At 60.2% G+C, this 25,559-nt stretch carries 24 protein-coding genes and 1 pseudogene; 13 read left to right on the plus strand and 12 right to left on the minus strand.

Going from position 1 to position 25,559, the window contains the following annotated elements:
• The 6 genes and pseudogenes from VGU61_RS09570 to VGU61_RS09595 all read right to left on the minus strand — a co-directional run.
• Nucleotides 1-1,170 (minus strand): annotated as a pseudogene (locus VGU61_RS09570) (hypothetical protein); the annotation flags it as partial.
• Nucleotides 1,171-1,301: 131 nt separating this feature from the next.
• The gene (locus VGU61_RS09575) at nt 1,302-3,572 is read right to left on the minus strand and encodes a sensor histidine kinase (protein WP_326858888.1); all 2,271 of its coding nucleotides are present in this window, start codon (nt 3,570-3,572) and stop codon (nt 1,302-1,304) included.
• Between the two features lie 172 nt (nt 3,573-3,744).
• Nucleotides 3,745-4,242 carry a C40 family peptidase gene (locus VGU61_RS09580; protein WP_326858889.1) on the minus strand — a complete coding sequence of 166 codons (498 nt, stop codon included), beginning with the start codon at nt 4,240-4,242 and terminating at the stop codon, nt 3,745-3,747.
• A gap of 393 nt (nt 4,243-4,635) precedes the next feature.
• Nucleotides 4,636-6,351, minus strand: coding sequence for a potassium channel family protein (locus VGU61_RS09585; RefSeq protein WP_326858890.1), 1,716 nt, complete (start codon nt 6,349-6,351; stop codon nt 4,636-4,638).
• Nucleotides 6,352-6,362: 11 nt separating this feature from the next.
• Entirely contained in the window at nt 6,363-6,746 is a 384-nt protein-coding gene (locus VGU61_RS09590) for a DUF6394 family protein (RefSeq protein WP_326858891.1), read from the minus strand.
• Between the two features lie 169 nt (nt 6,747-6,915).
• Complete coding sequence (locus VGU61_RS09595; protein ID WP_326858892.1) at nt 6,916-8,067, minus strand: hypothetical protein; 1,152 nt, start codon at nt 8,065-8,067, stop codon at nt 6,916-6,918.
• A 302-nt stretch (nt 8,068-8,369) separates the two neighbouring features.
• Between VGU61_RS09595 and VGU61_RS09600 the strand changes: the two genes are divergently transcribed.
• The 5 genes from VGU61_RS09600 to VGU61_RS09620 all read left to right on the plus strand — a co-directional run bounded on the left by VGU61_RS09600 (nt 8,370) and on the right by VGU61_RS09620 (nt 13,265).
• Complete coding sequence (locus VGU61_RS09600) at nt 8,370-9,455, plus strand: DNA topoisomerase IB (RefSeq protein ID WP_326858922.1); 1,086 nt, start codon at nt 8,370-8,372, stop codon at nt 9,453-9,455.
• Nucleotides 9,456-9,570: 115 nt separating this feature from the next.
• Nucleotides 9,571-10,119 (plus strand): hypothetical protein, encoded by a 549-nt coding sequence (locus tag VGU61_RS09605; RefSeq protein WP_326858893.1) that lies wholly within the window; start codon nt 9,571-9,573, stop codon nt 10,117-10,119.
• Nucleotides 10,120-10,339: 220 nt separating this feature from the next.
• Complete coding sequence (locus tag VGU61_RS09610) at nt 10,340-11,377, plus strand: SRPBCC family protein (protein ID WP_326858894.1); 1,038 nt, start codon at nt 10,340-10,342, stop codon at nt 11,375-11,377.
• Entirely contained in the window at nt 11,374-12,540 is a 1,167-nt protein-coding gene (locus VGU61_RS09615) for a zinc-dependent alcohol dehydrogenase (RefSeq protein ID WP_326858895.1), read from the plus strand. The genes VGU61_RS09610 and VGU61_RS09615 overlap by 4 nt, the downstream gene beginning before the upstream one ends.
• A gap of 155 nt (nt 12,541-12,695) precedes the next feature.
• A complete protein-coding gene (locus tag VGU61_RS09620; protein ID WP_326858896.1) occupies nt 12,696-13,265 on the plus strand; it encodes a DUF4399 domain-containing protein in 570 nt (189 codons plus the stop codon).
• 10 nt (nt 13,266-13,275) lie between these two features.
• On the opposite strand, the gene VGU61_RS09625 is transcribed toward VGU61_RS09620, so the two are convergent.
• Entirely contained in the window at nt 13,276-14,835 is a 1,560-nt protein-coding gene (locus tag VGU61_RS09625; protein WP_326858897.1) for a methyl-accepting chemotaxis protein, read from the minus strand.
• A 239-nt stretch (nt 14,836-15,074) separates the two neighbouring features.
• Entirely contained in the window at nt 15,075-15,287 is a 213-nt protein-coding gene (locus tag VGU61_RS09630; protein ID WP_326858898.1) for a hypothetical protein, read from the minus strand.
• A gap of 164 nt (nt 15,288-15,451) precedes the next feature.
• On the opposite strand from VGU61_RS09630, the gene VGU61_RS09635 reads away from it, so the two are divergent.
• Both VGU61_RS09635 and VGU61_RS09640 read left to right on the plus strand, forming a co-directional pair.
• Nucleotides 15,452-15,664 (plus strand): DUF4177 domain-containing protein, encoded by a 213-nt coding sequence (locus VGU61_RS09635; RefSeq protein ID WP_326858899.1) that lies wholly within the window; start codon nt 15,452-15,454, stop codon nt 15,662-15,664.
• The gene (locus tag VGU61_RS09640) at nt 15,661-15,876 is read left to right on the plus strand and encodes a hypothetical protein (RefSeq protein WP_326858900.1); all 216 of its coding nucleotides are present in this window, start codon (nt 15,661-15,663) and stop codon (nt 15,874-15,876) included. Before VGU61_RS09635 ends, VGU61_RS09640 begins: the two co-directional genes overlap by 4 nt.
• A 21-nt stretch (nt 15,877-15,897) precedes the next feature.
• On the opposite strand, the gene VGU61_RS09645 is transcribed toward VGU61_RS09640, so the two are convergent.
• The gene (locus VGU61_RS09645; protein ID WP_326858901.1) at nt 15,898-16,953 is read right to left on the minus strand and encodes an alkene reductase; all 1,056 of its coding nucleotides are present in this window, start codon (nt 16,951-16,953) and stop codon (nt 15,898-15,900) included.
• 220 nt (nt 16,954-17,173) lie between these two features.
• Here VGU61_RS09645 and VGU61_RS09650 point away from each other — a divergent pair, with 220 nt between their 5' ends.
• Together VGU61_RS09650 and VGU61_RS09655 are read left to right on the plus strand one after the other, a co-directional pair.
• Entirely contained in the window at nt 17,174-17,968 is a 795-nt protein-coding gene (locus VGU61_RS09650; protein WP_326858902.1) for an MBL fold metallo-hydrolase, read from the plus strand.
• Between the two features lie 83 nt (nt 17,969-18,051).
• Entirely contained in the window at nt 18,052-18,810 is a 759-nt protein-coding gene (locus VGU61_RS09655; protein WP_326858903.1) for a CPBP family intramembrane glutamic endopeptidase, read from the plus strand.
• 80 nt (nt 18,811-18,890) lie between these two features.
• Here the strand turns inward: VGU61_RS09655 and VGU61_RS09660 are convergent, their stop codons facing one another.
• Entirely contained in the window at nt 18,891-19,190 is a 300-nt protein-coding gene (locus VGU61_RS09660; RefSeq protein ID WP_326858904.1) for a hypothetical protein, read from the minus strand.
• Nucleotides 19,191-19,677: 487 nt separating this feature from the next.
• Between VGU61_RS09660 and VGU61_RS09665 the strand changes: the two genes are divergently transcribed.
• Genes VGU61_RS09665 through VGU61_RS09675 form a run of 3 tightly spaced genes read left to right on the plus strand, consistent with a single transcriptional unit; the run spans nt 19,678 to nt 21,885 of the window.
• A complete protein-coding gene (locus VGU61_RS09665; protein WP_326858905.1) occupies nt 19,678-20,541 on the plus strand; it encodes a hypothetical protein in 864 nt (287 codons plus the stop codon).
• A complete protein-coding gene (locus VGU61_RS09670) occupies nt 20,528-20,932 on the plus strand; it encodes a phage holin family protein (protein WP_326858906.1) in 405 nt (134 codons plus the stop codon). Before VGU61_RS09665 ends, VGU61_RS09670 begins: the two co-directional genes overlap by 14 nt.
• On the plus strand, nt 20,929-21,885 hold the full coding sequence (locus VGU61_RS09675) for a DUF3618 domain-containing protein (RefSeq protein WP_326858907.1): 957 nt from the start codon (nt 20,929-20,931) through the stop codon (nt 21,883-21,885). Before VGU61_RS09670 ends, VGU61_RS09675 begins: the two co-directional genes overlap by 4 nt.
• A 79-nt stretch (nt 21,886-21,964) precedes the next feature.
• On the opposite strand, the gene ettA is transcribed toward VGU61_RS09675, so the two are convergent.
• Both ettA and rarD read right to left on the minus strand, forming a co-directional pair.
• On the minus strand, nt 21,965-23,632 hold the full coding sequence (gene ettA / locus VGU61_RS09680; RefSeq protein WP_326858908.1) for an energy-dependent translational throttle protein EttA: 1,668 nt from the start codon (nt 23,630-23,632) through the stop codon (nt 21,965-21,967).
• 45 nt (nt 23,633-23,677) lie between these two features.
• The gene (rarD, locus tag VGU61_RS09685) at nt 23,678-24,562 is read right to left on the minus strand and encodes an EamA family transporter RarD (RefSeq protein WP_326858909.1); all 885 of its coding nucleotides are present in this window, start codon (nt 24,560-24,562) and stop codon (nt 23,678-23,680) included.
• 222 nt (nt 24,563-24,784) lie between these two features.
• Here rarD and VGU61_RS09690 point away from each other — a divergent pair, with 222 nt between their 5' ends.
• The gene (locus VGU61_RS09690) at nt 24,785-25,471 is read left to right on the plus strand and encodes a Crp/Fnr family transcriptional regulator (protein ID WP_326858910.1); all 687 of its coding nucleotides are present in this window, start codon (nt 24,785-24,787) and stop codon (nt 25,469-25,471) included.
• Nucleotides 25,472-25,559 lie beyond the last annotated feature (88 nt).

A 25,559-nucleotide genomic window follows, 5' to 3' on the forward strand; every position in this document is an offset into this window, starting at 1 on the left:
GGAGGCGATGGCGGAAAGCGGATTGCGAAGCTCATGGCCCAGCATGGCCAGGAACTGGTCCTTCGCCTTGTTCTGCGATTCCGCCAGCGCGCGCGCCTCGTTTGCTTCCGCGAGATGCCGGACCCGCTCAGCATCGGTTGCCTGCAGGCGCCTGCCCGCCTCGTGCAGCGCCACCTGCAAACGGTTCATTTCCATCACGTCCAGATTGGATACGGAGGGAATCCTGTTTTCGCCAAGTTGCTCGGCCGATACGGCAACGGCGTTGATGGCCCGGACAAGGCGCCGGATGAAAAGCGTGGCGCCGACGATCGCGAAGAGGATCGCCGCCAGAAGTCCAAGTGCCGTCAGGGAGACAGCCCGGACCGCGCCCTGTTCGATCTCCTCGACCGGAACGCCGACAGTCACTGTCCAGCCCGACAGCGCGGAGCGCGCATTCACGCCATACATCTCCTGGCCCGCGCGATTGAAGGCGCGGAATTCGCTCTTTTCAGGGCCAAGGATAATCTTGAGCAGTTTTTCGCTGCTCGGCGTGCCGACGAAGTCATCCGGCCGCTGATTGCGGGCCAGCGTCACGCCTTCCTTATCCACGACCGAGATGAGCCAGGATTTGGGCACATTCTCCGAGGGCAGAAGCTCATTAAGGCGGGTGGTGAACATCCATTGCCCGATCAAATAGCGATTGCCGCTTGCCGTCCGGACCGGAAACTCGACAGCCACGACGAACTTTCCGGTTGCCCTGCCGCGGATCAGGCCGGAAATCCTGACCGCATTGCCCGCCATGACTTCCTGGGTGCGCTTCTCCGATGCCGGGTTTGGCGGCGCGATAGGAGTGCCGAAAGCGGTAATCGTGTTGAAGATTTGCCGGCCATCCTCGTCGATCAGCGTGGTGTTGCTCTGGCGGCCGGCATTGGCGGCTTTCGCCTGCCGGTAAAATCCGGCGAAGTCCTCCTTTGCCAGAAGCGCGGACGTCGCCAGCGTCTGGGCGGTCGCGATGCCGAGGCTGAGTTCCTGGTCGACCGCCAGTACCGTCGCCCTGGCCAATTCATGCATGCTCCGCATTGCCGCAGCACGTTCCTTCGATACCAGCAAATCCAATACGACAGCGGAGAAAAGTACAACCGGGAGCAGAACGACCGCAACGAGCAGAACGAGATGGGATTTGACCTTCATGAATAGAGGCGCCCTAGGTGGCCGAAAGCGGGCTCAAATTCTAACACCGGCAGATCTTGTTTCAGCCATGCTGCGCCCCTGATGTGTATTGTTCATTTTCACTGCCGCCGAAGTGCGGAAGCGATGCGGCATTACTGCTCGAGCGGCAGTTCCACCCAGAAGCGCGAACCGGCATTCACTTCCGACTCCACGCCGCATCGCCCCCCCATGCGCCGTACCGTCTTGTCGACCACCGCAAGGCCGATGCCGCTGCCCGGATATTCGCTCATGCCGTGCAGGCGTTCGAACGGCTTGAAAATGCGCTGCAATTGTTCCCGCGGAATGCCGATTCCGTTGTCCTCGATCCATATGCGGGCGAACGTTGTTTCGCCATAGCCGGCATGCCATGTCTCCGCCCATATTCGGATGGATGGCTGCACGCCAGGCCTGGCGAACTTCACCGCATTCGACATCAGGTTCTGGAAGATTTGCATGCAGGCCGCCTTATTCGCTCGTACAAACGGGAGCTCGGGCGCGACGTCCACCGCAGCGCCGGTTTCCTGTAATTGCACGCCGAGATTCGCCATCACTTCGCCGATGACACGGTCCAGGCTCACGGCCGATAGCGGCAATTCCATCCGTGCCAGGCGGCTGTAGGAAAGCAGATCATCGATGAGCAGTTCGAGCCGCGCCGCCGCTTTCGTGATGCGCTGGAGATAATTCAGCGCGGTGCTCTCCAGGGTGTCGTTGTAATCCTCCGCCAGTGCATCGGAAAAGCCCTGGATGCTGCGCAACGGCGCACGCAGGTCGTGCGCCACCGAATAGCTGAAGGCTTCCAGCTGTTCGTTCGCCTCTTTCAATTCACGATTCACATTAAGCAATTGGGCATTTGCCTGGTTGAGCTCATCGGTTCGCTGTTCCACGCGCTTTTCAAGCGTTTCCACCAGCACGCGAATCCGTGCTTCCGCGACTTTCAATGACGTGATATCGACTGCCACCGCACAGACGCCGGTTGCTTTTCCTTCCAGGTCGCGCAGCGCCGCCTGATGAACAGCGTAGTACTTCACGCCTTCGCTGGTATGCATTTCCTCCTCGGACCGAATGATCTTGCCGCTGGATAGATCGCGCAGGGCCGCTGCCGAAAATCGTTTGGGGGAAGAGGCAGGCTGGGGCTGCCGGTTTCCGGCCGCTCCGTTCGCAGCGCCGGTACCAAAAAGTCGTTCATATGTCTTGTTGACCAGAAGCAGATTTCCTTCCAGGTCATTGAGGTAGATGAGCGCCGGCGAGCTGTCGATCACATTACGCAATAAGGTGTGGGCCTGGGCCAGTTCGTTCTTCCGGGCTTCGAGCGCATTGGAGCGCTCCTGCAGCAATTCCGCCGCGCGTGCGATGGCCAAGCCGACCTCGGCGGCCTCCCTGAGATGCACGCGGGGAATCCGCACTGCGCCGCCGCTGCCCAATGCCATGGCGGGCGCGGTAAGGGATTTGATCGAGCGGGCAATCCTGTTCCCCATGAACCACGCCAGCACCAGGCCGATGCCGAACAAGGCGGCGATGCCCGACGCAAGCGCGTAGAGAGGAACGATCAGGGACTGGGCCAGGGATTTCTTTGGAATGCCGATGGCGACGCTCCAGCCGGTGGTATGGGAACGGCTGAAGGCCGTCATCACCAGGGTGCCTTCCTGGGTAGTACTGCTGACGATGCCCTCAGGCGACTTCAGCACTGCCTCGAGCAGGCTGGGTGTGGCCTTGTTGCCGATGTATTTCTCGGGTGTGCGGCTGCGTCCGACGATCGTGCCGCTGCTGTCCAGGATCGCGGCCACCCAGCCGGAAGGAAGCTCCTGCGCTTTCAGGATGGCGTCGAATTCTTTCGGCAGCAGGCCGACGCCAAGCACGTAGTCCACCTTGCCGTTGATGGTGACCGGCACATTGATGCTCATGATCGGACGCTTGAGCGGAAGGCCGATGAAGAGATCGGATATGGCGGGCGCTCCGGTGGCAAACACACGTCGCACCGAGCCCGGCATCTCGGTGACGGGCAGGGGATCGCCGAACGGCACTGCGGTATTGACCATTTGCCGCCCGTTGCTATCCCGTACGACGATGTTGGATCCCATTTCCGGCAAAGCCAGTAGCTCGCGCGCCCTTGCGTGGAAGCGGGCGTAGTCGCGCGCCGACAGCGAGTCATGGGTGGCAAGTGCCTGCCCCAGCGAAAGGCTCCTGCGCAACCGGCTATCCACTGCCTGACTCAGGGCGCGTGCTGTCTGGACCATGACCTCTTCCTGCTGGGTGCGTCCATGCTGGTACTGATATAGGAACAACACCGCTGCGCCGATGATTCCCGGCAACAGGCAGACAAAAACCAGGGAGAGGAGAAACTTTCGTACGGACCAGTGGGATGCCGGGATCGTCGAATGCGTCAATCGCTATCCCGGAAATGCAATGGTTGGAACAAAGCCATATTTCTGAAAATCTCTGCGTTTCAAAAATAATTGGACCCTATGCCATGGAAAAGAATTCTGGCGTGCCGGGAAATAAGGACATGAGGGGCATGGTATTGCCTTATGTTCTTTCCGGCGGGAATATGGTTGGGAATCAGTCCAGCAATGTTCTCGCCATCTCGAACCGTTGTGCCCAGTACCGATTGGTAAGTTTGTCCACGCGTACCTGTCCCCTGGAGTTGGGCGCGTGAATGAATTCACCCTTGCCAAGATAGATGCCGATGTGGGAAAACGGCCGGCCAAGGGTATTGAACAATACGAGGTCGCCGGTGCGAAGCTGATCGATCGACACCTCACGGCCTTCCCGAGCCAGGGACGCCGCATTACCCGTCAGGGGCATCCCGACGGCTTCCCGATATACATACGTCACCATGCCTGAGCAGTCGAGCCCCGCTTCCGGGTTCTTCCCGCCGAAGCGGTAGCCCGTTTTCAGCAGCATCAAGGCATACATGGCGACTTCCTGTGCGGCGGGCGAGGCTTCGCGCTCATTCTGAAAGGTGTCGGCGCTGATCCGATTCGCTGGCGCAGGCGGAACGCTGGTGCATCCGGCAATAGCGAGAAGGAAAATGGCGATGGGAAAAATTCTTTTCATGCAGGTCACTATGGTTTGGCGGCAATTGTATAGGATGCCTGCTTTCTGCATGGAACGCAGTTTTTTGCCTGTATCGGATTTTTTTCCGAACTATTCGACCGATAGTCAGTCAGCAAACTATGCATGTCGAATGCATATCAAATGTCTCCTCCCTGACGTCTCCTCGGGGAATTGCCCGTAGCCAAAAGCCGATCGGGCTTTTTTATTGCGCTGGATTGCAGCGAAAGCGGGACGGGTGCGCCGCATTGTTGGACCCGCGACAGCGTCGTAAAACCGGAAGCTAAAGTTTTCACTCCTCCTGCCGTAAACAGACAGGTAACACCCAAAGGTACGATTCAGCCCGCAGCCGGTCACGGCGAGCGGGCTTTTTTCTTTGTTCGCTTTTCGATCGCATCAGCCGGGGTGCGCGGCGCGCCGCCCCTTTCTGGAAGCGAGGTAATGCCACAGCCACCCGCCGCGCCGGTCCTCGCCGGTCAATACATAATGCAAGGCATTGGCGTTCTTCAGGGTGAGCGCCAGGATGGAGCGTACCGAGTGCTGGCCGGCGATCAGGAGTGCATCGCCGGGTTTCAGCAGGAATGCATCGTCGGGTAAAAGCACAGTCTGGCCTTCGCGCTCGATCATGAGGACGATGGCCGGCAATGTGTCTTCCCGCTCCGCGTTGTCGCGCAGGAGCAGGCCGACATTGAATGGTTGATCGCCGCTGAGGGCATCATAAGCGGCCGGCGTGGCGTGCTGGTTGATGGCGACATCCCATACGTCCGGCATCAGCCCGTGCCAGATGTTTTCGAGACGGATGGCGAGCATCCTGCACCAGCCTTCATCGACGCCGCGCACCGCCGCAAGAAAGCGAGACAGCAGCGGGGTGGTGATGATCGAGATGCACTCCTGCGCCACGATGCGGGTGTGCACCATGCTGAAATCGGCGCGGAAGGTATCGAACAGCCTATCGTTGGCGTCCTGATTCTGCCGCGCCACGACGAAGATATCAGGGTTCAGCTTCCTGGCCATCATGGCGATGGACAGATTGTTGATGTCGTTAGGACTGCCGGCCACGATGCCGGCGGCTTCCATGATGCCGGCCTGTTCCAGCACATGCGCTTCGGTGCCGATGCCGGCCACCACGCGGCAATCGTCCGGCCCGTCGCCTTCGGGATCGATGATCGTCAAATCGATGCCGGGCAGCGACAGGTAGCGGGCGATCGATTGTCCGAAGTGTCCATAGCCGCAGATGATCCATCGCCCGCGGGGAGGACGATGCACATCCGGCAGCGACGTGCCCGGCAGGCCGGTCAGGATCTCGATCAGCCGGAAGCGTTCCGGCGAGGACATGGCAAGCGCAAGATACTCGGCGAAACGTTCATAGGCATTGACGATGTGATGGGTGCCGAACGATGCCATGCTGGCGGCGACCGTCGGCGTGCGTACCCGCGCCAGCACCGGGATGGCCGGGTTCAGCAATCGGGCGTTGATGGCGATGGCGAGATTGGCATCTTCGTCATTCGTCACCGCCAGCACGCCCTGGCATTGAGGATGGCGGAAGCCGGCCATCAGCAGATTGCTCGTGACGCTGGCATCGGCGGCAAGTGCAGGGTCGTTGGTCTTGAAGTCCTCGAGGTTCAGTTCCTCGACACGCTGCGCATCCTTTTCCAGAATCACGAAATCAAACCCGAGAAAGTCCAGTGCACGGCAGATCAGGGTGCCGGTTTCTCCGCATCCGCACACCAGGTAGAAGGGCGCCTTGATCTGCTTCACACGGTTGGCGAAACGGGACGCGACCAGCGCGTGCTGGAATGCCTTGTCCTGGAACAGGGTCAGCATGGTAAGGATGGCGTAGGTCCATGCGACCACGGTCAGGTAGATCGACACCGTGACCCATAGCCGCTGCGCATCCGAAAATGCTTTCGGTATCTCGCCGAAGCCGATCGTCGTGGCGGTATAGCTGATGAAATAGAAGGCATGGAAGAAACTCAGCGGCGGCGACGGCGTGCCATCTTCGTTCACCCCGGGCGCGATGGTCAGGCCGAGCACCGCGATGGCATAGACCGCGATGAGCACGATCAGCGGTGCGCGCATCCGGCGCAGAACCAGAAAAATGACGCTGTTCATGACGGTTCGCTTCAGCGCCGCATCATGACCGTTTCGACGATCAGCATCGTGACCGATATGAGGTTGGCAAGCAGCGCTCCCCCGGCCAGCGAAACGATGCTGACGGTCGTGCTCGGGGTAAGGCCCTGACCGGTCACATGCATTACCACCGTCCAGGTCACCGCGGCGGCAATCAGTTGCAAGTCGGCAACCAGGCTGGTGGAAAGATGCACCGCGCCGATCTGGGTCCGGTCGCCGAACTTCAATACAGTGGCGATCATGTTCACCACGATGGCGGCGAACAATTCATAAATATTGTGATGATCCGGATTGTCGATATCGCCGACGAAGAAGCCGAAATTGAGTGTCGCGGCAAACACGATGAAAAACGCGAAAACGACTTTTTCCAGATTCATTGCACATCCTTGAAGTTGATTGACCCGGCTGCGCCGACGGAGCGATTGCGCCGGCGCACGTTGTTACGGCGCGTTTGCATTCGTTGCGAATTCTAGCTTAGTGTTGAATTGCCCAATGCGTATGGCGCAGCCGCAAGATCGAGATGCGTCGAAGGATGTGCGCTATGGATCAGTGAGACGGCGGAAGGACCAGATCCCCCGTGCCGGGACGCACCCAGCGCAGATATTCCCGGGTGGTATCGATGCAGCCGCCGTCACGGTATACGCCGCTCGGTTCCCGGTACCGCAGCATCAGGCCGAGAATCCGCTGCACGTCGTCCGGGTCGCCAGCGGATGCATGGACGCGCTGTTCGACCACTCGCTCATCGATGTGCAGTTCGCCCGCCGAATCGCGTCGGGCCGCATGCCGCCAATGGAAAATCTCCAGACATTTCGCCGTCAGCGTGTACGGTTCGGCCCGTTTCCAGAAATTGGTGAACAAACCCTCGCCCAGATACATCACCCAGGAGCCTTCGTAGCCGGTGGCATCCGAGGAATGGCTGTCCGGATTCCGGAACCAGATGCGGTCGCCGGGAACGTAATACTTCAGCGGCAATGGCGCGCTCATCGAGCCGTGTTCATGCAGGAAAACATCATGGAACTGCCCGGACATGATGGGTTGCGCTTCCCAGTAGCACTGCAGGCGCGAAAGCAGGGCGGCATTGCATAAGGCCAATTCCTGGGCGACCGCGAGCAGGATGACATATTCGGTCGCGCGATAGCAGGAGAAGGAATAGACGCTGCCGTCATCATCGGGCTGGGTTGCCTTTTGCAATGCGGTAATCAGCGATTTGCCCGGCAGGAGTACAAAGCCGGTGCCCGGCTTGTAAGTCCAGTATTCAACCGGCCGTTCGGCTTGCGTGGTATGGAAGGCCAGCGCGGTCTTGCGGGCGGCTTCGACGATATTCCTGCGGATACGCACGGCGGACAGCAGTTCGTCATAGGAAGGAAAATCGAACGGGACCGGCCCGAGCAGCATTGCCAGCAGGATTTCCCGTTCCAGGTCGGCGCAACTGGCGCGTGTATCCAGGCCAAGCGTGCTGCATAACCGGGTCGTGTCGCAGCCGGGTGCCCAGTGGCTGGCGCAGGTGTCGTCAAGCCGGAATCGGACGGACACGGCGTTATCGATCATCGTGATGTGCCGGTCGAGACCGAGCCGTTGGAGATGGACCAGCAATCGGGAGCGTGACGTATCTACCTCGTCGGCGGTGGCCCCGTGGATCAGGATGCCGCCGGCATGGTGGATGGATGCGGTGAAGCAAAGCTCGTGTTCCCGTTTCATATCCATGTCTCCCGGCTGCTTTTTGCGATCCGGCTTGAATTGCCGGCAGGAATGTGGGAACCAATATAGCCGCCGTGCGGCGCGGGCGTCAAATACCGCCTGCTTGCTTATCGCAAAGTTGAAACATCCTGCATAGCCATGTGTCGAATTGATATTGCAGAACAGGTCACCGGAATTTTTTCGCAACAATAGACACGTCGATCCCCGATCCCCCAACCCAGACCGCCATGGACATCAAGGATGCAGAAGCCCTTCGTTCCGACAATGCTGTAACCGAAGCGCTTGTTGCCGCTTCTGAAACCATGCCGGCAACCGCCAAAATGGTCGGCCTGCGCTATGTCGGCGATCATCAGCCCGGCATTGCGCGCCTGCCGGCCCGGAATGGATTCAAGTATGTGGACGCCGATGGCAAGGCGATAAGGGACGAAAAAGTGCTGGCGCGCATCAAGTCGCTGGTGATTCCGCCTGCATGGACCGATGTCTGGATCTGTCCATGGGAAAACGGGCATATCCAGGCCACCGGCCGCGATGCGAAGAAGCGCAAGCAGTACCGCTACCATCCGCGCTGGCGCAGCGTGCGGGATGAAGCCAAGTACGGCCGCATGATCCAGTTCGGCCAGGCGTTGCCGCTGATTCGCCGGAAGGTCGAAGAGGCGCTGAAGCTGCCGGGCCTGCCGCGCGAGAAGGTGCTGGCGACGGTGGTATTCCTGTTGCAGGCGACGATGATGCGGGTGGGCAACGAAGAATATGCGCGCACCAACAAATCATTCGGATTGACGACGCTGCGCGACCGGCACGTACGCATCGACGGCAGCGAAGTGGAATTCCGCTTCCGCGGCAAGAGCGGCGTGCATCACTCGATCAAGCTGCACGATCCGCGCCTGGCACGCATCATCCGGCGCAGCCGCGACCTGCCGGGACAGGAGTTGTTCCAGTACATCGATGACGACGGCGTGCAGCGCAGCGTCGACTCCGCCGATGTCAATGAATACCTGCGCAACCTGACCGGCGAAGACTATACGGCCAAGGATTTCCGCACCTGGTCCGGCACCCTGCTGGCTGCGATCGCGTTGCAGGAATATCAGAAATTCGACTCCGAAGCGCAGGCGAAAAAGAACATCGTGCGGGCGATCGAAGCCGTGGCCGAAAAGCTGGGCAACACGCCCAGCATCTGTCGCAAATGCTATGTCCACCCCGGTGTGATCGATGCCTACCTCGACGGCACCATGCTTGCTGCGTTGCAGCAACGGGCGCGTGAAGAACTGGCCGAGGATATTCATGCATTGAAACCGGAAGAGGCGGCCGTACTCGGCTTGTTGCAGCAGCGGTTGCAGGTGCAACAGCCGGCCAAGGGCAAGGCGCGCCAGCCGCGCAAAAAGGCAGCGTAGATCGAATTGCCGGTGCAGTTCTGACAATCTAAAGTTGCTGTCCGATGTGGCCGTTACCAATTCACGGCCCGCACCCGCGCACCTGCAGCCTGCCAGCGAATGAAGGACATCCGACATGCTTTTCCAGACCGACGCGTTTACGTTGTCCCTGCTTTTGATCATTGCCGCCGGCGGTATCGGCATCGCAACAGCCCTGTTCCGGGAGAAGGCGCGTGCCCGCCATCAACAGCGCAATATCACCACCATCAAGGCCACGATCGTCGATTACTTCAGCAAGACCGGTGTAAGCGTCAGCGTCGACAGCGCCTGCCTGGGCGGCAACGGCCGTTATACGGCGGTCATCGAATCGGAACCGATGAAGCGCTTCCGCCTGTCGCACATCATCGAAATGACCTTGCGCGATCATGTCCGCAAGAGCTGCGGCCTTGAACTGGACAAGGTGTACTGGCGCTTCCCGGTCGTCACCGAACCTGCGCAGGCAGGCGGCACCGCTGCCGAGACCGGCGCTGTGCCCGCGACAGATGCCGATGAGTACATCAGCGAAGGCCTTGAACACTACAAGGACATCCCGAAGGTGGAAGCAACCGAGCTGCCCTGGGAACAATTCGAAAAAGTAACAACCATCACGCGTGAAGGCAAGGTTGCGGAAATCGCTTCGCAGTAACACCGCCTTTTACCCATCTCGCGGCGCCGCGTCCTCACGGCGCCGTTCCTGTTTCTTGCCTTCCCAAAATAGCCGGGAAATAGCGGGGAACTACCGTCCCATATATTTTGACTAACTTTTTTTATTGACCGTCTGCAGCGTCGGGCCGGTCGGATCAGCGTAATCATCCGTTAGCCCAAACGCATGCAATAAGGCACGGCTAGCGCAACGGAGGAAAACTATGCAAAGTCAATTATCGGGCACGGGACTGCCGGAAGTCTCGCGGCATCTCCATCCCCTTTCCCAGTTCAACGATTCCCGCCCCATTCCGCACTACGGCACGCCGCAGCAATACAGGACAGTCGGCGCAGACCGGAGCCAGCAGCTGGCGAAAGCACTTGGCTGGCTGAGTGTCGGTCTCGGCGTGGTGCACCTGCTGGCGCCGCGGACGATGTCGCGTACCATCGGCGTGGCCGACCGGCCGATGCTGTTCCGTGCTCTCGGGCTGCGCGAGATCGCCAGCGGCGTCGGCATCCTGACTCAGAGGGAGCCGACCAACTGGCTGTGGAGCCGGGTCGCCGGCGATGCGATCAATCTAACGATGCTGGGCATGGCGGTACGCCGCTCCGGCGCCGACGAACGCAACAAGGTCGCGCTCGCGTGCGCCGCCGTGGCCGGGATCGCGGCACTGGATATCCTGTCGAGCGTGCAGCAGACGCAAATCTACAGCGCGCCGACGAGCGCGCTGCAAAATACCCGCAACACCGTTCATGTGCAGAAGTCGATCACCGTCAACAAGCCGGCCGACGAATGCTATCGGTTCTGGCGCCAGTTCGACAATTTCCCGCGCTTCATGAAGCATCTGGAGGAAGTCCGCGTGCTGGAAGGGAATCGTTCGCACTGGAAAGCCAAGGCGCCGCTCGGTGCCAGCGTCGAATGGGATGCGGAAGTGACCATCGACCAGCCGGGACAATTGCTGGCCTGGCGTTCGGTCGCCGATGCCGATGTCGATAACGCCGGCACCGTCAGTTTCGAGCGCGCCCCCGGCGACCGCGGCACTGTCGTCCATGTGGATCTGCAATACAGCCCGCCGGCCGGCAAGATGGGTGCACTGGTGGCAAAGGTGCTGGGCGAGGAGCCGGCACAGCAGATCGACGACGACTTGCGCCGCTTCAAGTGGCTGATCGAAACCGGCGAGATCCCGACCAGCGTCGGCCAGCCGTCGGGTCCGCGCAGCATGGTGAGCCGCCTGATCTTCCGAAAAGGGGAGCCGGGATGAAAGCGAATTGCTGGATGGGCAAGAACGATGTGCGGATTCAGAACGTACCCGACCCTGAAATCCTTAACCCGCGTGATGCCATCGTGAAGATCACCTCGACCGCGATCTGCGGCTCGGACCTGCATCTCGTGGATGGCTTCGTGCCGACGATGGAGAAAGGCGACATCCTCGGACATGAATTCATGGGAGAAATCGTCGCTCTCGGCGGCGAAGTCAAGAATCTGAAGATCGGCGACCGCGTGGTCGTGCCCTTCCCGATCGCTTGCGGCAACTGCTATTTCTGTTCGGAGAAGCTGTATTCGGTGTGCGAAAACTCGAACCCGAATGCCTGGATGGCGGAAAAAATGTGGGGCCATTCGACAGCCGGGATTTTTGGCTATTCGCACCTCACGGGCGGCTATGCCGGCGGGCAGGCCGAGTATGCGCGCGTGCCGTTTGCCGACGTCGGACCGATCAAGGTCCCCGACGGCATGACGGACGAGCAGGTGCTGTTTTTGTCCGATATTCTGCCGACCGGCTGGATGGCGGCGGAAAACTGCAACATCAGGCAGGGCGACGTAGTGGCGATCTGGGGTTGCGGGCCGGTGGGCTTGTTTGCCATCCAGAGTGCCTTCCTGCTGGGCGCGGAACGGGTGATTGCCATCGACCGGTTCCCGGAGCGCCTGCGGCTGGCACGCCAGCTCAAGGCGGAAACGCTCGACTATGAAGAAGTCAGCGTGCTGGAAGCGCTGAAGCAGATGACCGGCGGACGCGGCCCGGACGCCTGCATCGACGCGGTCGGCATGGAAGCGCATGGACTCGGCCCGGTGGCGGCCTACGACCGGATGAAGCAGGCGGTACGTCTGGAATCCGACCGCCCGATCGTATTGCGGGAGGCGCTGATGGCCTGCCGCAACGGCGGTCATGTATCGATCCCGGGCGTATATGGCGGCTTCATCGACAAATTCCCGATCGGTTCGGTGATGAACCGTTCGCTGACCATCAAGACCGGGCAGACGCATGTGCAGCGCTACCTGCATCCGCTGCTGGAGCGCATCCGCAACGGCGACTTCGACACGACCTGCATCATCACGCACACGCTGCCGCTGGACGAAGCGCCGCACGGCTACGACCTCTTCAAGAACAAGCAGGACGAGTGCATCAAGGTGGTGCTGAAACCCTGAAAAGCCAGACATCGCGGTCACCTGCGGCACCGGGCGGAACAACAATGCGACGCCCGGTGTTTTTTTGCGTGCAACAAGAATCGGCAAACCGGTTATTCTCTTGGCAAGTTCAAACAGCAATACACATGCAAACTTGGCAGGGGGAGAACAGGTAAATGATCGAACAAACCGCATGGAGACAGGGACTGGCGGCTATTGCGTGCAGCGCCGTCTGTACGGCGACCCTGGCGGCCGAACCGGCGAAGGCGCCGCAGGCAGTCAAGGCGTCCGCGCCGTTGAAATCACCGGAAACAACCCTCAATACCGAATCCGTCATCAGCAGCATCAGTGCACTGGACCGCACGCGGCCTTTTCCGATCGCGGAAAAAGTGGCCTACTTCGTCAACATCAAGGATGGCGACAAGGTCCGTTCGCCGTTCCGGGTGGCGTTTTCCATCACCGGCATGGGTGTGGCGCCGGTTGCGGCAGGCAAGATCGAAGGCACCGGCCATCACCATATCCTGATCGACATGCCGATGCCGGCCGATATCAAAAAGCCGATTCCCTTCGATAAGCCGGAGGAATACCTGAACCAGCGCTACAAGCACTACGGCAAGGGCGAAACCGAAGCGATTCTCGATCTGCCCCCGGGCAAGCATACGCTGCGCCTGCTGTTCGCCGATCACAAGCATGTGCCGTATTACATCGCCAGCAAGGAAATCACGATCGAGGTGATGCCGAAGTAGCACCGGTCCGCTATCCCCGGCGGTCGACCTTGAACACGTTGACCGCCTGCGCCAGGCCGCCGGCCTGATCGCGCATTGCTTCGGCGGCTGCGGCAGCCTGTTCCACCAGGGCCGCGTTCTGCTGCGTGACCTGGTCCATCAGGCCGATGGCCTGGTTTACCTGCTGGATGCCGCTGCTTTGTTCCTGGCTCGCCGCGGTAATCTCTCCCATGATGTCCGCGACCCGGCGCACGCTCTCGACGATCTCGTCCATCGTGCTGCCGGCGCGTTCCACCAGTGCGCTGCCGGCATCGACCTTCTCCACCGATTCACCGATCAATGCCTTGATTTCCTTGGCGGCTGCGGCGGAGCGCTGCGCCAGGTTACGCACTTCCGTTGCCACTACCGCAAAGCCGCGCCCCTGTTCGCCGGCCCGTGCCGCTTCGACGGCGGCGTTCAGCGCCAGGATGTTGGTTTGAAATGCGATGCCGTCGATCACGCCGATGATGTCGACGATCCGGCGCGCCGATTCGCTGATGGAGGCCATGGTGTCGATCACCTGGCCGACCGCCTCGCCGCCGCGCTGGGCGACCGACGACGCCGATGCCGCGAGCTGATTCGCCTGCCGCGCATTGTCCGCATTCTGCTGCACCGTCGACGTCAGCTCTTCCATGGAGGATGCGGTTTCCTGCAGCATGCTCGCCTGCTGCTCGGTGCGTTCGGAAAGGTCCTGGTTGCCGCTGCTGATCTGGCTTGACGCGGTGGCGATCATCTCGGTGCCGCCGCGCACGCGTTCCACCAGGGCGGCGAGCTGATCCTGCATGGCTTTCATCGCGTGCATCAGGCTGTCGCTGCCGGCATTGTGGAGGTCGATGCGGCTGGTGAGGTCGCCATGGGCAATCATGTTGGCGACGGTGGCGGCATAGGCGGGTTCGCCGCCCAATTGCCTGCGGATGCTGGTCGCAATCACGATCGATATGACGGCGCCGAGCAGCAGACCCAGGCCGCCGAGCACGCCTACCAGCCATTGCGTATTGCGCGCCAGCGTGGTGGTCTCGGTTGTCCAGCTTGCAATCATTGACGCCTGATATAAGCTCAGTTTGCTGATCGTAGCGATATAGTCTTCCAGCGCCGGCTCGAGCCTGGAGATCACCAGTGTCCGCGCATTTTCCTCATTGACGGCTTTCTCCTTGAATACTTCGTCGCGGGCCTGGATATAGATCTTCCGCTTGGCGCCGACCTGGTCGAGAAGCTGCTTTTCTTCCGCATCCTTTTCCACCGCATCGAGTTTCTTCTGGATTTCCGAGATGCGCGCGCTGGTTTGCTTGATCCTCTCCTGCAATTGCTTCTCCCGCTTCGGGTCGTTCGACTCCGCCACCGAAATCGTGCGGGCACCGTTGAGGTTGGTGTTCGCCGCCCATTCCGAAAACAGACGCTCCTTCATCATCGCCTGGTCCACGATCGCACTGATATTCCGGTCCAGCGATTGCACCCTCAGCAACGCCACGCCGACGATGGCAGTCAGGATAACGAGGACGGCGGTTAAGCCCACGGCAAGGCGGGTCCCAACTTTGAGTTCAGAGATATTCATACGATCTTTAGTTGTAAGAGGCGCTGCCAGGCAGCGCCCTTGGGGTGACGAAGGGGGGATGGATGCGGACGCCGGGGGACGGCTCGCGATGTTGTTGCCTCCGGCCGCCACAACAGAATGGATGTTGCCGGAAATTCCTCTTTGCCCCATTGTATGAAGCCGGACGGCTTCAGGAAGCGATAAATAGAGCGGTAAAACCCTGGCTAATCTGAAGCCGCGCAGGGTTCCGAATCAATCGGTCACACCAATTCCAGGATGACGCCGTTGTGCGCAACCTTGCTCAGGTCGGATGCCGGCATCACCTTGCTGGTGCCGCAGCGCCCGGTCATGAAAACCCAGCCGTCCGTAACCGCGGTGACGGTCGCGCGAAAATCGCTCACGCCTTTCGATGCGCATCTGCGTGCCAGATCGCGGCGGAAGGCAACCGTATCGCCCACTCGAATTTTGCTCATGAATATTGCTCCAAGGATTGACTGGCGGATAGACAGGTTCCGTGTCGCAATGTTCCTGCGAAAAAACAAAAATTCCTGTGGCTAACTTAAGTAAAGGTGAAGCAGGACGCTGTTACACTGCGGCAGTTGGCAAAACGGCCACATCAATTTAACGAGGAGCGGGGATGAAACAATACAAGGTCGTGATTTATCAGGAAGGCATGCTGGGTTCGCTGGTGCTCGGGGCGTCCAAGGTCGATCCGGTGCGATTCAGTGAATTCCTGAACAAGAACGCGCGTGAAGGCTGGCGTGTCGTCACGATGGAAAAAGATATCCGTCGCATGCTGTTGCTCTGGAAACGCGAGGCCTACCTTGTCGTCATGGAAAGGGATGCATGAAAGTCGGCGTCATCCTCTGCTGCCTGATCGCTGTCGCATGGGTCGTGCTTGCATTGGTTCAGCTCTGGTTTATGCCGCTTGACGCCGCCCTCTTCATCAAGATATCGATCACCGCGGGCCTGCTGTTCATCGTGGTGCTGGTGTTGTCGCTGGTGTTGCGCGAGTACCTCACCGACAGGAAGCTGAAAGACAGCGGCCACCTCGACGGGTGAGGCGCCGCTGTCCACAACCGCTCAGGCTGCGAGCGCCGGATAGTCGATATAGCCTTCCTGGCTCGGATGATAAAAGGTTTCGGGACGAGGCTCGTTCAACGGCGCATCCAGCGCGAAGCGCTTCGGCAGATCCGGGTTCGCAATGAACAATTTTCCGTAAGCCACCGCATCGGCTTCGCCCGCTGCCAGCAATTGCTCGCCCGTGGCTTTGGTCATCTTTTCATTGGCGATATAGATGCCGCCGAATGCCTTCTTCAGTTCCGGGCCAAGGCGGTTTTCGCCAAGCGACTCGCGCGCGCAGATGAAGGCGATGCCACGCCTGCCCAGTTCCCGGGCGACGTAGCCGAAGGTTGCCGCGGGGTTGGAGTCGCCCATCGTGTGTGCATCGCCGCGCGGGGCGAGGTGCATGCCGACGCGTGACGCGCCCCATACCGAGATGCAGGCATCGGTGACTTCCAGCATCAGCCGCGCCCGGTTATCGATCGATCCGCCATAGGCATCGGTGCGATGGTTGGTGCTGTCCTGCAGGAACTGGTCGAGCAGATAACCATTCGCGCCATGAATTTCCACGCCGTCGAAACCGGCGGCCTTCGCATTCTCGGCGCCCTTGCGGTAAGCCTCGACGATGCCGGCGATTTCTTCCAGTTCAAGCGCCCTCGGGGTCACGTAGGCGCGTTTCGGGCGGACCAGGCTGACATGGCCACCGGCCGCGATCGCGCTCGGCGCGACCGGCAACTGGCCATCGAGAAACACCGGGTCGGAAATACGGCCGACATGCCAAAGCTGCAAAAAGATGTGGCCGCCTGCCGCATGTACCGCATCGGTAATGTCCTTCCAGCCAGCGACCTGCGCGTCGGACCAGATGCCTGGCGTATCGGCATAGCCCACGCCCATCGGCGTCACCGCGGTCGCTTCGCTGAGGATGAGTCCGGCGGAGGCGCGCTGCACATAGTATTCGCGCATCAGCGCATTCGGTACGCGACCGCCGACGGCGCGCGAGCGGGTCAGCGGCGCCATGAAAATGCGATTGGGAAGTTCAAGGTCGCCGATCTTGATCGGGTCAAATAAGCTTGTCATGTGATGTTTGTGGTTTGCAAAGAAGTAAGTGCCAATGCAGGTATGAAACGGCGCTGGGTCGCAACGACTACCGGCATATTGCAGTATTTAAATGAAATCTGCAGAGCGTGCCGCCGGTCTGGTCCTGTGGACCGGCAATGAATGAAATTTTGATCTGGGTTCGGTTTTCCAAAAAGCAATATCGATAGACTGTGCCGCATCTTTTCATAAGGTATGTGCGATGGCGATCGAACTTTTCAATAACGGCGACCATGTTTGCCTGATGTTTCCGGATCTCGTCGAAGACGGCGACGGCAATTCGGTGCAATCCAATCAATTCCTGATCATCAACGGCGGCAACGGCATCCTGCTCGATCCGGGCGGCGTCATGACCTACAACGAGCTCTTCCTGGCGATGAGCCGCTATTTCCCGCCCAAGCAGCTCGAATATGTATTTGCTTCGCACGCTGATCCGGACATCATCGCGTCGCTGCCGCGCTGGCTCAGCGGATCGGATACCAAGCTGCTGATTTCCCGCATCTGGGCGCGCTTCGTGCCGCATTTTTGTCCGATGGGTAAAACCGAGGGGCGCATTGTCGCCATTCCCGATGAGGGCACGCTGTTGCCTGTCGGCGGAACGAACTTCCAGATCATCCCGGCGCATTTCCTGCATTCCGAAGGCAATCATCAGTTCTACGATCCGGTCAGCCGCATCCTGTTTTCAGGTGACATGGGGGCGTCGCTCCTGCCGGGGCATCTCGCCGCCCGGCCGGTGGGCGATTTCGACCAGCATCTGGCATACATGCGCGGCTTTCACGCCCGCTACATGGTGTCGAACAAGGTTTGCCGTTACTGGGTGCGGATGGTGCGGAAGCTGGACCCCGAATGGATCGTGCCGCAACACGGTGCACCGCTAAAGGGAAAAGCCATGATCGGCCGATTCCTCGACTGGATCGAAACGCTGGAGTGCGGCGTCGATCTGATGACGCAGGAATCCTATGTGGCGCCGACCGGGGTGAATGTCGCACTGCCGTAATGACAGTCGGACAGCGGGCCGGGGTGCGACCGGTCCGCGTTGCCGAGGCTACAATAACCCCGCCAACAACTTGTCTCGCCGCAATGACTCTCTCTTCATCCCTTCAATTGCGCCGCATCGGTATCCTGTTGTGGTGCCTCGGCATGCCCGGCGTATTCGCCGTTGCCATGGAAATGGTGCCGCCGCTTCTGCAAGGCAGGGAGAATCTGCCTCCGGCATGGATACTGGTCGCCGCCAGCATCCTGCAAAGCGCACTGATACTGGCGCTGGCCTGCTGGATCGGTGCAAGGCTGGCACGCACGGTCGGCCTTGGCGCGCCTGTGCTCAGCCTCCCGGCAAACAGCGTGCAATGGCGGACCAATGTGAAGACAGCACTGCTGTGGGGATGCACTGCGGGCTTTGCGGGTGGTGTGCTGCTTTACGTTGCCGCCGCCCATGGGCCGGCGGCGTTCAAGGCGTTGCAGTCCGGTCCGGGGCTTCCTCTATATGCACGGGTTCTGTATGGCGGCATCACGGAAGAGGTGTTGCTGCGGTGGGGCGCGATGACCTTGATCGCATGGCTTGGATGGCGGTTCGGGCAGGGTGGAACGGGCACCGTCCAGGCCCGATGGATATGGATCGCAATCGTTGCAAGTGCGATCCTGTTCGGAGTGGGGCACCTGCCTGCGGTTGCGGCGCAGACAATGCAGATGGACGGAAACCTCGTGGCGTTTGTGGTTCTTGCCAATGCCATGTTCGGAGTCTTGTTCGGCATTGTTTACTGGCGCGGCGGAATCGAGTCCGCAATGCTTGCGCATGGCATTGCGCATATCGTGGCGTACGTCCTTGCAAGGATTGTCTGAAATCTTCCAGGCGTTCACCATCTCAGCAAGCAACTTTCCCGTACCGTACCCGCACGCCCGATAACCGGCCGAACCGATCCTCAATCCTGCAACTGACGTCGTCGCCGGCGATCCGCTTCGATATCCGCAGGCGTGATCGAGCCCATCCTCAACAACACGTTATTCATGTATTCATTGCGTTGCCCGGGCGTGTGCTGCAGCGCCATCACATAGCCGTCCGACATCCCCTTGAGATGCTGCACGCGCGACGTCAGCGTGCTTCCTTTTTCAAGGCCGTGGCGAAAACCATGCAGGCGTCCGGTCTGGTAGGCAATCCAGTAGATGATTGCGCCCATCGCGCCAATGCCCAGCAAAATCACGAACAGATTGTCATTGCTCATCGAAACATTCTCCGTGGAAAAACGCGCATGGTACACCCTGCCCGTACTCCAAGTCGTCGATATTTAGGCAAGAAAATGCAGAAGTTGGCGATGGCAAAAGAGCCGGTTGACCGGACTGCAAGAACGTCGCTGCATTTGATAGTGCGCTGCCGATGCCGGGTGAAACTGTCCTGGTGGATTGCTCCTGATGTGGTGGCATAACGATTGCACGCGCAGTGGCGTTCGAGACGAATCGCTTTCTGGTCCGTACCGAATTTTCCCGGTCCCGTGCCCGTTTTCACGGCAGCTTTTTTACTCCGCCGGTTCGTCGCACATCACGCAGCGGGGCCCATCTGCCTATAAAAACGTCACATAGTCGTCCTTCGTCAAGCAATTCGGTAATCATGCGAACTAATTAACGATTTGCATTTCAAACAACTATCAATACCGCGGAAACGTTCTTCGCAGAACAGACTTTCATTACCAACAATTTCAAGGAGTGATGACAATGGCAGATCAAGATACTGGACGCACGAACTCGACAACAGGGTTCGGAGCCACTTCCGACAATCTGGGCTCTACCTCCCAGGGCACCGGTCAGCAATCATCGGCAACCGATGCGCTGAAGGATAAAACCGGTCGTGTGGCCAGCGAAGCCAAGGGTTATGCCAAGGACCTCGCCGGACGCGCGAAGGAACAGGGCCGCACCCTGTTCGAGCAGCAGAAGACCACAGCGGTGACGCAAGTCGAATCGGTTGCACAGGCAATCCGCAGCACGGCCGATCGCCTGCAGGACGAAGGGCGTCCGGAAGCAGGCCGCTACGTCAGCATGGCAGCCGACCGGATCGAGTCGCTCAGCGAAGGCCTGCGCAACAAGGATCTCGATGCGCTGCTGCGTGACGCCGAGGATCTGGGCCGCCGTTCGCCAGGCGTGTTCTTCGCCGGATCGGTCATCGCCGGCCTGCTGCTGGCGCGTTTCCTGAAAAGCTCGGCCCAGAATCGTTACGAGTCCAGCTATGATTCCACCGGCTACGACACGACCGGATACGGTTCCACCAGCCAGGCATCCGGCGGCACGGGTACCAGCACGCAGTCGTATGACGACATCCTTTCCGCAACGGAACTCTCCGCAACCGGCGTCGGCAGCGATCCCGTCACCGGCATGACCGGCGACGGCACCCCGGGCACGGCCACTTCCGCCGCCGGTACCGCACCAAGCGCGACAGGCGCCGGCAACACCAGCCTCACCGGTTCCACCGGCAGCTCCACGAGCACCAAGAAGGGCGCCAGCGGCATCGATACCACCGGTACCGGTACAACGCCATCGTCCACCAGTGGATCAACCGGAGGTAACACGTATGGAAACCGATAAGAACGGCAAGTCGCTGCCGGCGCTTTTTTCGGACCTGACGCATGAAATGGTCGACCTGGTTCGCCAGGAGATTGCGCTGGCGCGCGCGGAAATGTCGCAAAAAGTCTCGACCGCGACAACGGCGATCACCGCGGTTGCCATCGGCGCCGCGGTGGCTCTGGCGGGCTTGTTCATCATCCTGCAAGCCGTGGTGAAGGGCGTCGAGATGCTGCTTCCGCAGGAAGTGGCGCCATGGCTTGCGCCGCTGCTTGTGGGCCTCGTCTTCGCAGTCATCGGGTACCTGATGCTCAGGGGCGGCACCGCCAAACTGAAACCGGACAACCTGATGCCGCACCGGACCATGGACTCGCTTCGCAGGGATAAGGGCTTAGTCAAGGAGAAAGCGCAATGAAAGAAAATGAAGATATCCGCCAAGATACGCGCCGCCCTGAAGAGATCGAACACGACATCGAGCGTACGCGCGCCGAGGTCAGCTCGACTATCGATGCGATTCAGAACAAGCTGGCTCCCACGCAGGTAATGGACCGGGCGGTTCACTATGCACGCACGAACCTGCCGGACAATTTCGGTACCTTCCTGGGCGACACGGTCCGCAAGAACCCGATCCCGCTCATCTTGTTCGGTCTCAGCATCGCATCGATGTTCGTGCAGGGCAGGAAATCGGATGGCGTGACGCGTGTGCGCCGGCAGGCCCGCGACCGCCAGGACCTGGAGTTCGATCCGACTGTCTACGATGTGGACTACGTGTCCAGTTCGGCTGCGGTCGGTTCTCCGGAAGGCACAACGGGCGGGGCGATGAGCAAGGTTGGTGAAAAAGGCCGTGGTCTGATGAATAAGGTCAGTGAACTCGGGCACCGTGTCAGCGACAGCACATCGTCGATGGCAAGCCGGGCTCGCGGCAAATTGTCCGGTTCGACCAGCAGCACCGGTTCGAGCAGCGGCAAGCTGACCCAGAAATCCCGGCAGCAATACTATCGCGCCCGGGACGGGTTTGACCGCATGATCGACGAACAGCCGCTCATGCTCGGTATTCTCGGCGTTGCGATCGGCACCATGCTCGGCGCGTCATTGCCGAACACGCGCCGCGAAGACCAGCTGATGGGAAGCAAGCGGGACCAGCTGCTGGACACCGTCAAGGAAACCGTGCGCACGAAGGCTGACAGCCTGAAGGATTCGGCCCAGCGTGTCGCACAGGCGGCGCAGCGTGAAGTCAAGAATGTCACCAGCGATGGATCGGGCAGCCGCACTACGGGAAGCACGACGCCAACGACAGGCACCAGGACCACCACCGTGATCTCCGATACCACCATCATCAGCACGACACCGGGGCAGAGCCTGCATTGACCTGCGTGCCGATGCATCGGTAACAACAATAATAAGTAAAAAGGCCGCTCTCCGGAGCGGCCTTTTTATATGCGGAAGCTTAACGCGTGATCGGCTTGTACCGGATCCGCTTCGGCTTCGCGCCTTCCTCGCCGAGGCGCTTCTTCTTGTCCGCCTCGTATTCCTGGTAATTGCCGTCGAAGAACACCACCTGCGACTCGCCCTCGAAGGCAAGGATGTGGGTGGCGATCCGGTCAAGGAACCAGCGGTCGTGGGAGATCACGAGCACACTGCCGGCGAATTCCAGCAAGGCGTCTTCCAGCGCGCGCAATGTTTCCACGTCGAGGTCGTTGGACGGTTCGTCCAGCAACAGGACGTTGCCGCCCATCAGCAGCGTCTTGGCGAGATGCAGGCGCCCGCGTTCGCCGCCGGACAGGTTGCCGACGATCTTCTGCTGGTCGCTGCCCTTGAAGTTGAAGCGTCCAAGATACGCCCGCGACGGCATTTCGAAGCGGCCTACCGTCAGCACGTCGGCGCCGTTCGACACATCCTCGAAGACCGTCTTGTTGCTGGAGAGCGTATCGCGCGACTGGTCGACCATCGACACCTTGGCGGTCTTGCCGATCACGACTTCGCCGCTGTCCGGCTTTTCCTTGCCGGTGATCATCTTGAACAGCGTTGATTTACCGGCGCCGTTCGGGCCGATGATGCCGACGATCGCGCCGGGCGGCACGGTGAAGCTCAGGTTGTCGATCAGCAGGCGGTCGCCAAAGGCTTTCGACACGTTCTTGAATTCGATGACTTCATTGCCGAGACGCTCGGCGACCGGGATGAAGATTTCCTGCGTCTCGTTGCGCTTCTGGTATTCGTGTTCGCTCAATTCATTGAAGCGGGCCAGACGCGCCTTGCTCTTCGCCTGCCGGCCCTTCGGATTCTGGCGTACCCACTCCAGTTCCTTGGCGATCGTTTTCTGGCGCGACGATTCGCTCGCCTCTTCCTGCTTCAGGCGGTTGCTCTTCTGCTCCAGCCAGGAACTGTAGTTGCCCTTCCAGGGAATACCGTGGCCGCGGTCGAGTTCGAGAATCCACTCGGCGGCATTGTCGAGAAAGTAGCGGTCGTGGGTGATGCCGACCACAGTGCCGGGGAAGCGCTGCAGGAACTGCTCCAGCCAGTCGACCGATTCCGCGTCGAGGTGGTTGGTCGGTTCGTCGAGAAGCAGCATGTCGGGTTTCGACAGCAGCAGGCGGCACAGCGCGACGCGGCGCTTTTCGCCGCCGGACAGCACGCCGATCTTCGCGTCCCAGGACGGCAGGCGCAGCGCGTCGGCGGCCATTTCCAGCTGTTGTTCGGGATTGTCGCCGGCGGCGGTCGAGATGATCGCTTCCAGTCGCGCCTGTTCGGCGGCCAGCGCGTCGAAATCGGCATCGGGTTCCGCATAGGCCGCATAGACCGCGTCAAGCTTCGCTTTTGCTTCGAAGACTTCGCCGAGGCCGCCTTCTACCGCCTGGCGCACGGTCTGTTCGGGATCGAGTTCCGGTTCCTGCGGCAGGTAGCCGATGTTCAGGTTCGGCATCGGCACCGCTTCGCCCTGGATGTCCTTGTCGATGCCGGCCATGATCTTCAGCAGCGTGGACTTGCCCGAGCCGTTCAGGCCGAGCACGCCAATCTTGGCACCGGGGAAGAACGACAGGGAAATGTCCTTGAGAATCTGGCGCTTCGGCGGCACGATCTTGCCGACGCGGTTCATTGTGTAGACGTATTGAGCCATGGGGTTTTCCGGATTACGTGAAAAGAGATGAGTAGGATACGCCAGTTATGCGGCAGTGGCCTTGGCGGACCAGGCCCGCCAGAGGCCCTCCGCCGAGTAAACCAGCAACGCGGTCCAGATCAGTGCGAAGCCGATCAGCCGCGCGCCGTCGAAGGCCTCGTTGTAGAGCCATACGCCGAGCATGAGCTGCAGCGTGGGTCCGATATATTGCAGCAGGCCAAGCACCGACATCGGGATGCGGCGCGCGCCGGCGGCGAAGCATAGCAGGGGGATGGCGGTGATCGGTCCGGCGATCGCAAGCAGCCAGCGGGTGGCCGGCGTGCCGGTGGTAAAGCTGTTCTGTCCGTCGAGCGACAACATGACGAGGTAGCCGAGGGCGAGCGGGAACAGCAGCAGCGTTTCCAGCGCCAGTCCTTCGAGCGCGCCAAGCGCGGCGGTCTTGCGCAGCAGCCCGTACAGGCCGAAGGTCGCCGCCAGCGCCAGCGCGATCCACGGCAGATGACCCACCTGCCAGGTCAGCCAGAGCACGCCGCAGGCGGCAATGGCGATCGCGGCCCATTGGCCGGGGCGCATCCGCTCGCGCAGCACGATGAAGCCAAGCAGGACATTGAAGAGAGGATTGATGAAGTAGCCGAGACTGGATTCGACCACCCGGTCGTGATTGACCGCCCAGATGTAAATAAACCAGTTGCTCGCCAGCAGAACCGCGCTTGCCGCGAAACCCGCCAGCACTTTCGGCTTGCGCATGACATCGCCCAGCCACGCCCATTGTTTGCGCAATGACAGAAGCACCACCACCAGCAACAGCGACCACACCATGCGGTGCACCAGGATTTCGCTGGCAGGCACATGTTGCAGCGCCTTGAAATACACCGGGAAAAGCCCCCACATTGCATAAGCGGCGGCAGCATAAAGCATTCCTGCATGCATGGTCGATAGATTGGAAAAATGAAATGATGTGAAGCCGGGCGGCCTTGCATTGTTGCCGCCGGCGAGGGTGTGCAATTATCGCAGCAAATGGTGCATTGGATATTTGTCGCCACATGATCATGATTCATTTGGCACCATGTTGTTCTTGGCATGGAGCAACATGGCATATATGATGCATTCCACCTGTTTCCGCCCGCAGTATGGATCTCCAGAATCGCCGCCATGATTTCCTCCGAACTTTCCCTGATCGATATGCTGCGCCAGGCCGCCTGGGCGCAATCGCTGAGCGCCGAACAAATGGCGCGGGTGGAAGCGGAGACAATCGAGCGCTTCGTGCCGGCGGGCGGCTATGCCTGCCGCAAGGGGGAATCGGCCGATTACTGGATCGGCGCCATCGACGGACTGGTGAAGATGAGCAGCGAATCACCGGAAGGCAAGACCATCACCTTTACCGGCCTGCTGAGCGGCGGCTGGTTCGGCGAGGGTTCGCTGCTCAAGACGGGGCCGCGGCAATACGATGTCATTGCGATACGCGATACCCGTCTCGCCCTGATGCCCCGCAGTCTGTTTCTCGATCTGCTGGATAACAGCATCGCCTTCAACCGCTTCGTCATGACGCTGCTGAACGAACGCCTCGGCATGTTCATTTCGCTGGTCGAGTTCGACCGCATGCTCGATACGAATGCGCGCCTCGCGCGCTGTCTGGCCGCCTTGTTCAATCCGCACCTTAATCCGGGTATCAGTCCCGAAATAAAAATTTCGCAGGAAGAGATCGGCTACCTGGCGGGTGCTTCGCGCCAGCGGGTCAACGGCGGGCTGAAAGTGCTGGAGGAGGCGGGACTGGTGAAACTGGAGTACGGACGGATCACCGTGCTCGATCTGGATGGACTGCGCCGCTTTTCTTCCTGACGGACGGCGATCAGCCGGCGCGTCGTCATGCCGGCTGCAAACAGACGGGACACGAATTGCCCGTCCAGTCATGTTTCTCCTGATTCCT

Source organism: Noviherbaspirillum sp., from assembly GCF_035944575.1.
GTDB lineage: Bacteria > Pseudomonadota > Gammaproteobacteria > Burkholderiales > Burkholderiaceae_D > Noviherbaspirillum.

Bases quoted from the DNA above. Each gene is read 5' to 3' on its own strand.
- VGU61_RS09580 (WP_326858889.1), bottom strand. From the start codon at position 4,242: ATGAAAAGAATTTTTCCCATCGCCATTTTCCTTCTCGCTATTGCCGGA.
- VGU61_RS09585 (WP_326858890.1), bottom strand. From the start codon at position 6,351: ATGAACAGCGTCATTTTTCTGGTTCTGCGCCGGATGCGCGCACCGCTG.
- VGU61_RS09590 (WP_326858891.1), bottom strand. From the start codon at position 6,746: ATGAATCTGGAAAAAGTCGTTTTCGCGTTTTTCATCGTGTTTGCCGCG.
- VGU61_RS09595 (WP_326858892.1), bottom strand. From the start codon at position 8,067: ATGAAACGGGAACACGAGCTTTGCTTCACCGCATCCATCCACCATGCC.
- VGU61_RS09600 (WP_326858922.1), top strand. From the start codon at position 8,370: ATGCCGGCAACCGCCAAAATGGTCGGCCTGCGCTATGTCGGCGATCAT.
- VGU61_RS09605 (WP_326858893.1), top strand. From the start codon at position 9,571: ATGCTTTTCCAGACCGACGCGTTTACGTTGTCCCTGCTTTTGATCATT.
- VGU61_RS09610 (WP_326858894.1), top strand. From the start codon at position 10,340: ATGCAAAGTCAATTATCGGGCACGGGACTGCCGGAAGTCTCGCGGCAT.
- VGU61_RS09615 (WP_326858895.1), top strand. From the start codon at position 11,374: ATGAAAGCGAATTGCTGGATGGGCAAGAACGATGTGCGGATTCAGAAC.
- VGU61_RS09620 (WP_326858896.1), top strand. From the start codon at position 12,696: ATGATCGAACAAACCGCATGGAGACAGGGACTGGCGGCTATTGCGTGC.
- VGU61_RS09625 (WP_326858897.1), bottom strand. From the start codon at position 14,835: ATGAATATCTCTGAACTCAAAGTTGGGACCCGCCTTGCCGTGGGCTTA.
- VGU61_RS09630 (WP_326858898.1), bottom strand. From the start codon at position 15,287: ATGAGCAAAATTCGAGTGGGCGATACGGTTGCCTTCCGCCGCGATCTG.
- VGU61_RS09635 (WP_326858899.1), top strand. From the start codon at position 15,452: ATGAAACAATACAAGGTCGTGATTTATCAGGAAGGCATGCTGGGTTCG.
- VGU61_RS09640 (WP_326858900.1), top strand. From the start codon at position 15,661: ATGAAAGTCGGCGTCATCCTCTGCTGCCTGATCGCTGTCGCATGGGTC.
- VGU61_RS09645 (WP_326858901.1), bottom strand. From the start codon at position 16,953: ATGACAAGCTTATTTGACCCGATCAAGATCGGCGACCTTGAACTTCCC.
- VGU61_RS09650 (WP_326858902.1), top strand. From the start codon at position 17,174: ATGGCGATCGAACTTTTCAATAACGGCGACCATGTTTGCCTGATGTTT.
- VGU61_RS09655 (WP_326858903.1), top strand. From the start codon at position 18,052: ATGACTCTCTCTTCATCCCTTCAATTGCGCCGCATCGGTATCCTGTTG.
- VGU61_RS09660 (WP_326858904.1), bottom strand. From the start codon at position 19,190: ATGAGCAATGACAATCTGTTCGTGATTTTGCTGGGCATTGGCGCGATG.
- VGU61_RS09665 (WP_326858905.1), top strand. From the start codon at position 19,678: ATGGCAGATCAAGATACTGGACGCACGAACTCGACAACAGGGTTCGGA.
- VGU61_RS09670 (WP_326858906.1), top strand. From the start codon at position 20,528: ATGGAAACCGATAAGAACGGCAAGTCGCTGCCGGCGCTTTTTTCGGAC.
- VGU61_RS09675 (WP_326858907.1), top strand. From the start codon at position 20,929: ATGAAAGAAAATGAAGATATCCGCCAAGATACGCGCCGCCCTGAAGAG.
- ettA (WP_326858908.1), bottom strand. From the start codon at position 23,632: ATGGCTCAATACGTCTACACAATGAACCGCGTCGGCAAGATCGTGCCG.
- rarD (WP_326858909.1), bottom strand. From the start codon at position 24,562: ATGCATGCAGGAATGCTTTATGCTGCCGCCGCTTATGCAATGTGGGGG.
- VGU61_RS09690 (WP_326858910.1), top strand. From the start codon at position 24,785: ATGATTTCCTCCGAACTTTCCCTGATCGATATGCTGCGCCAGGCCGCC.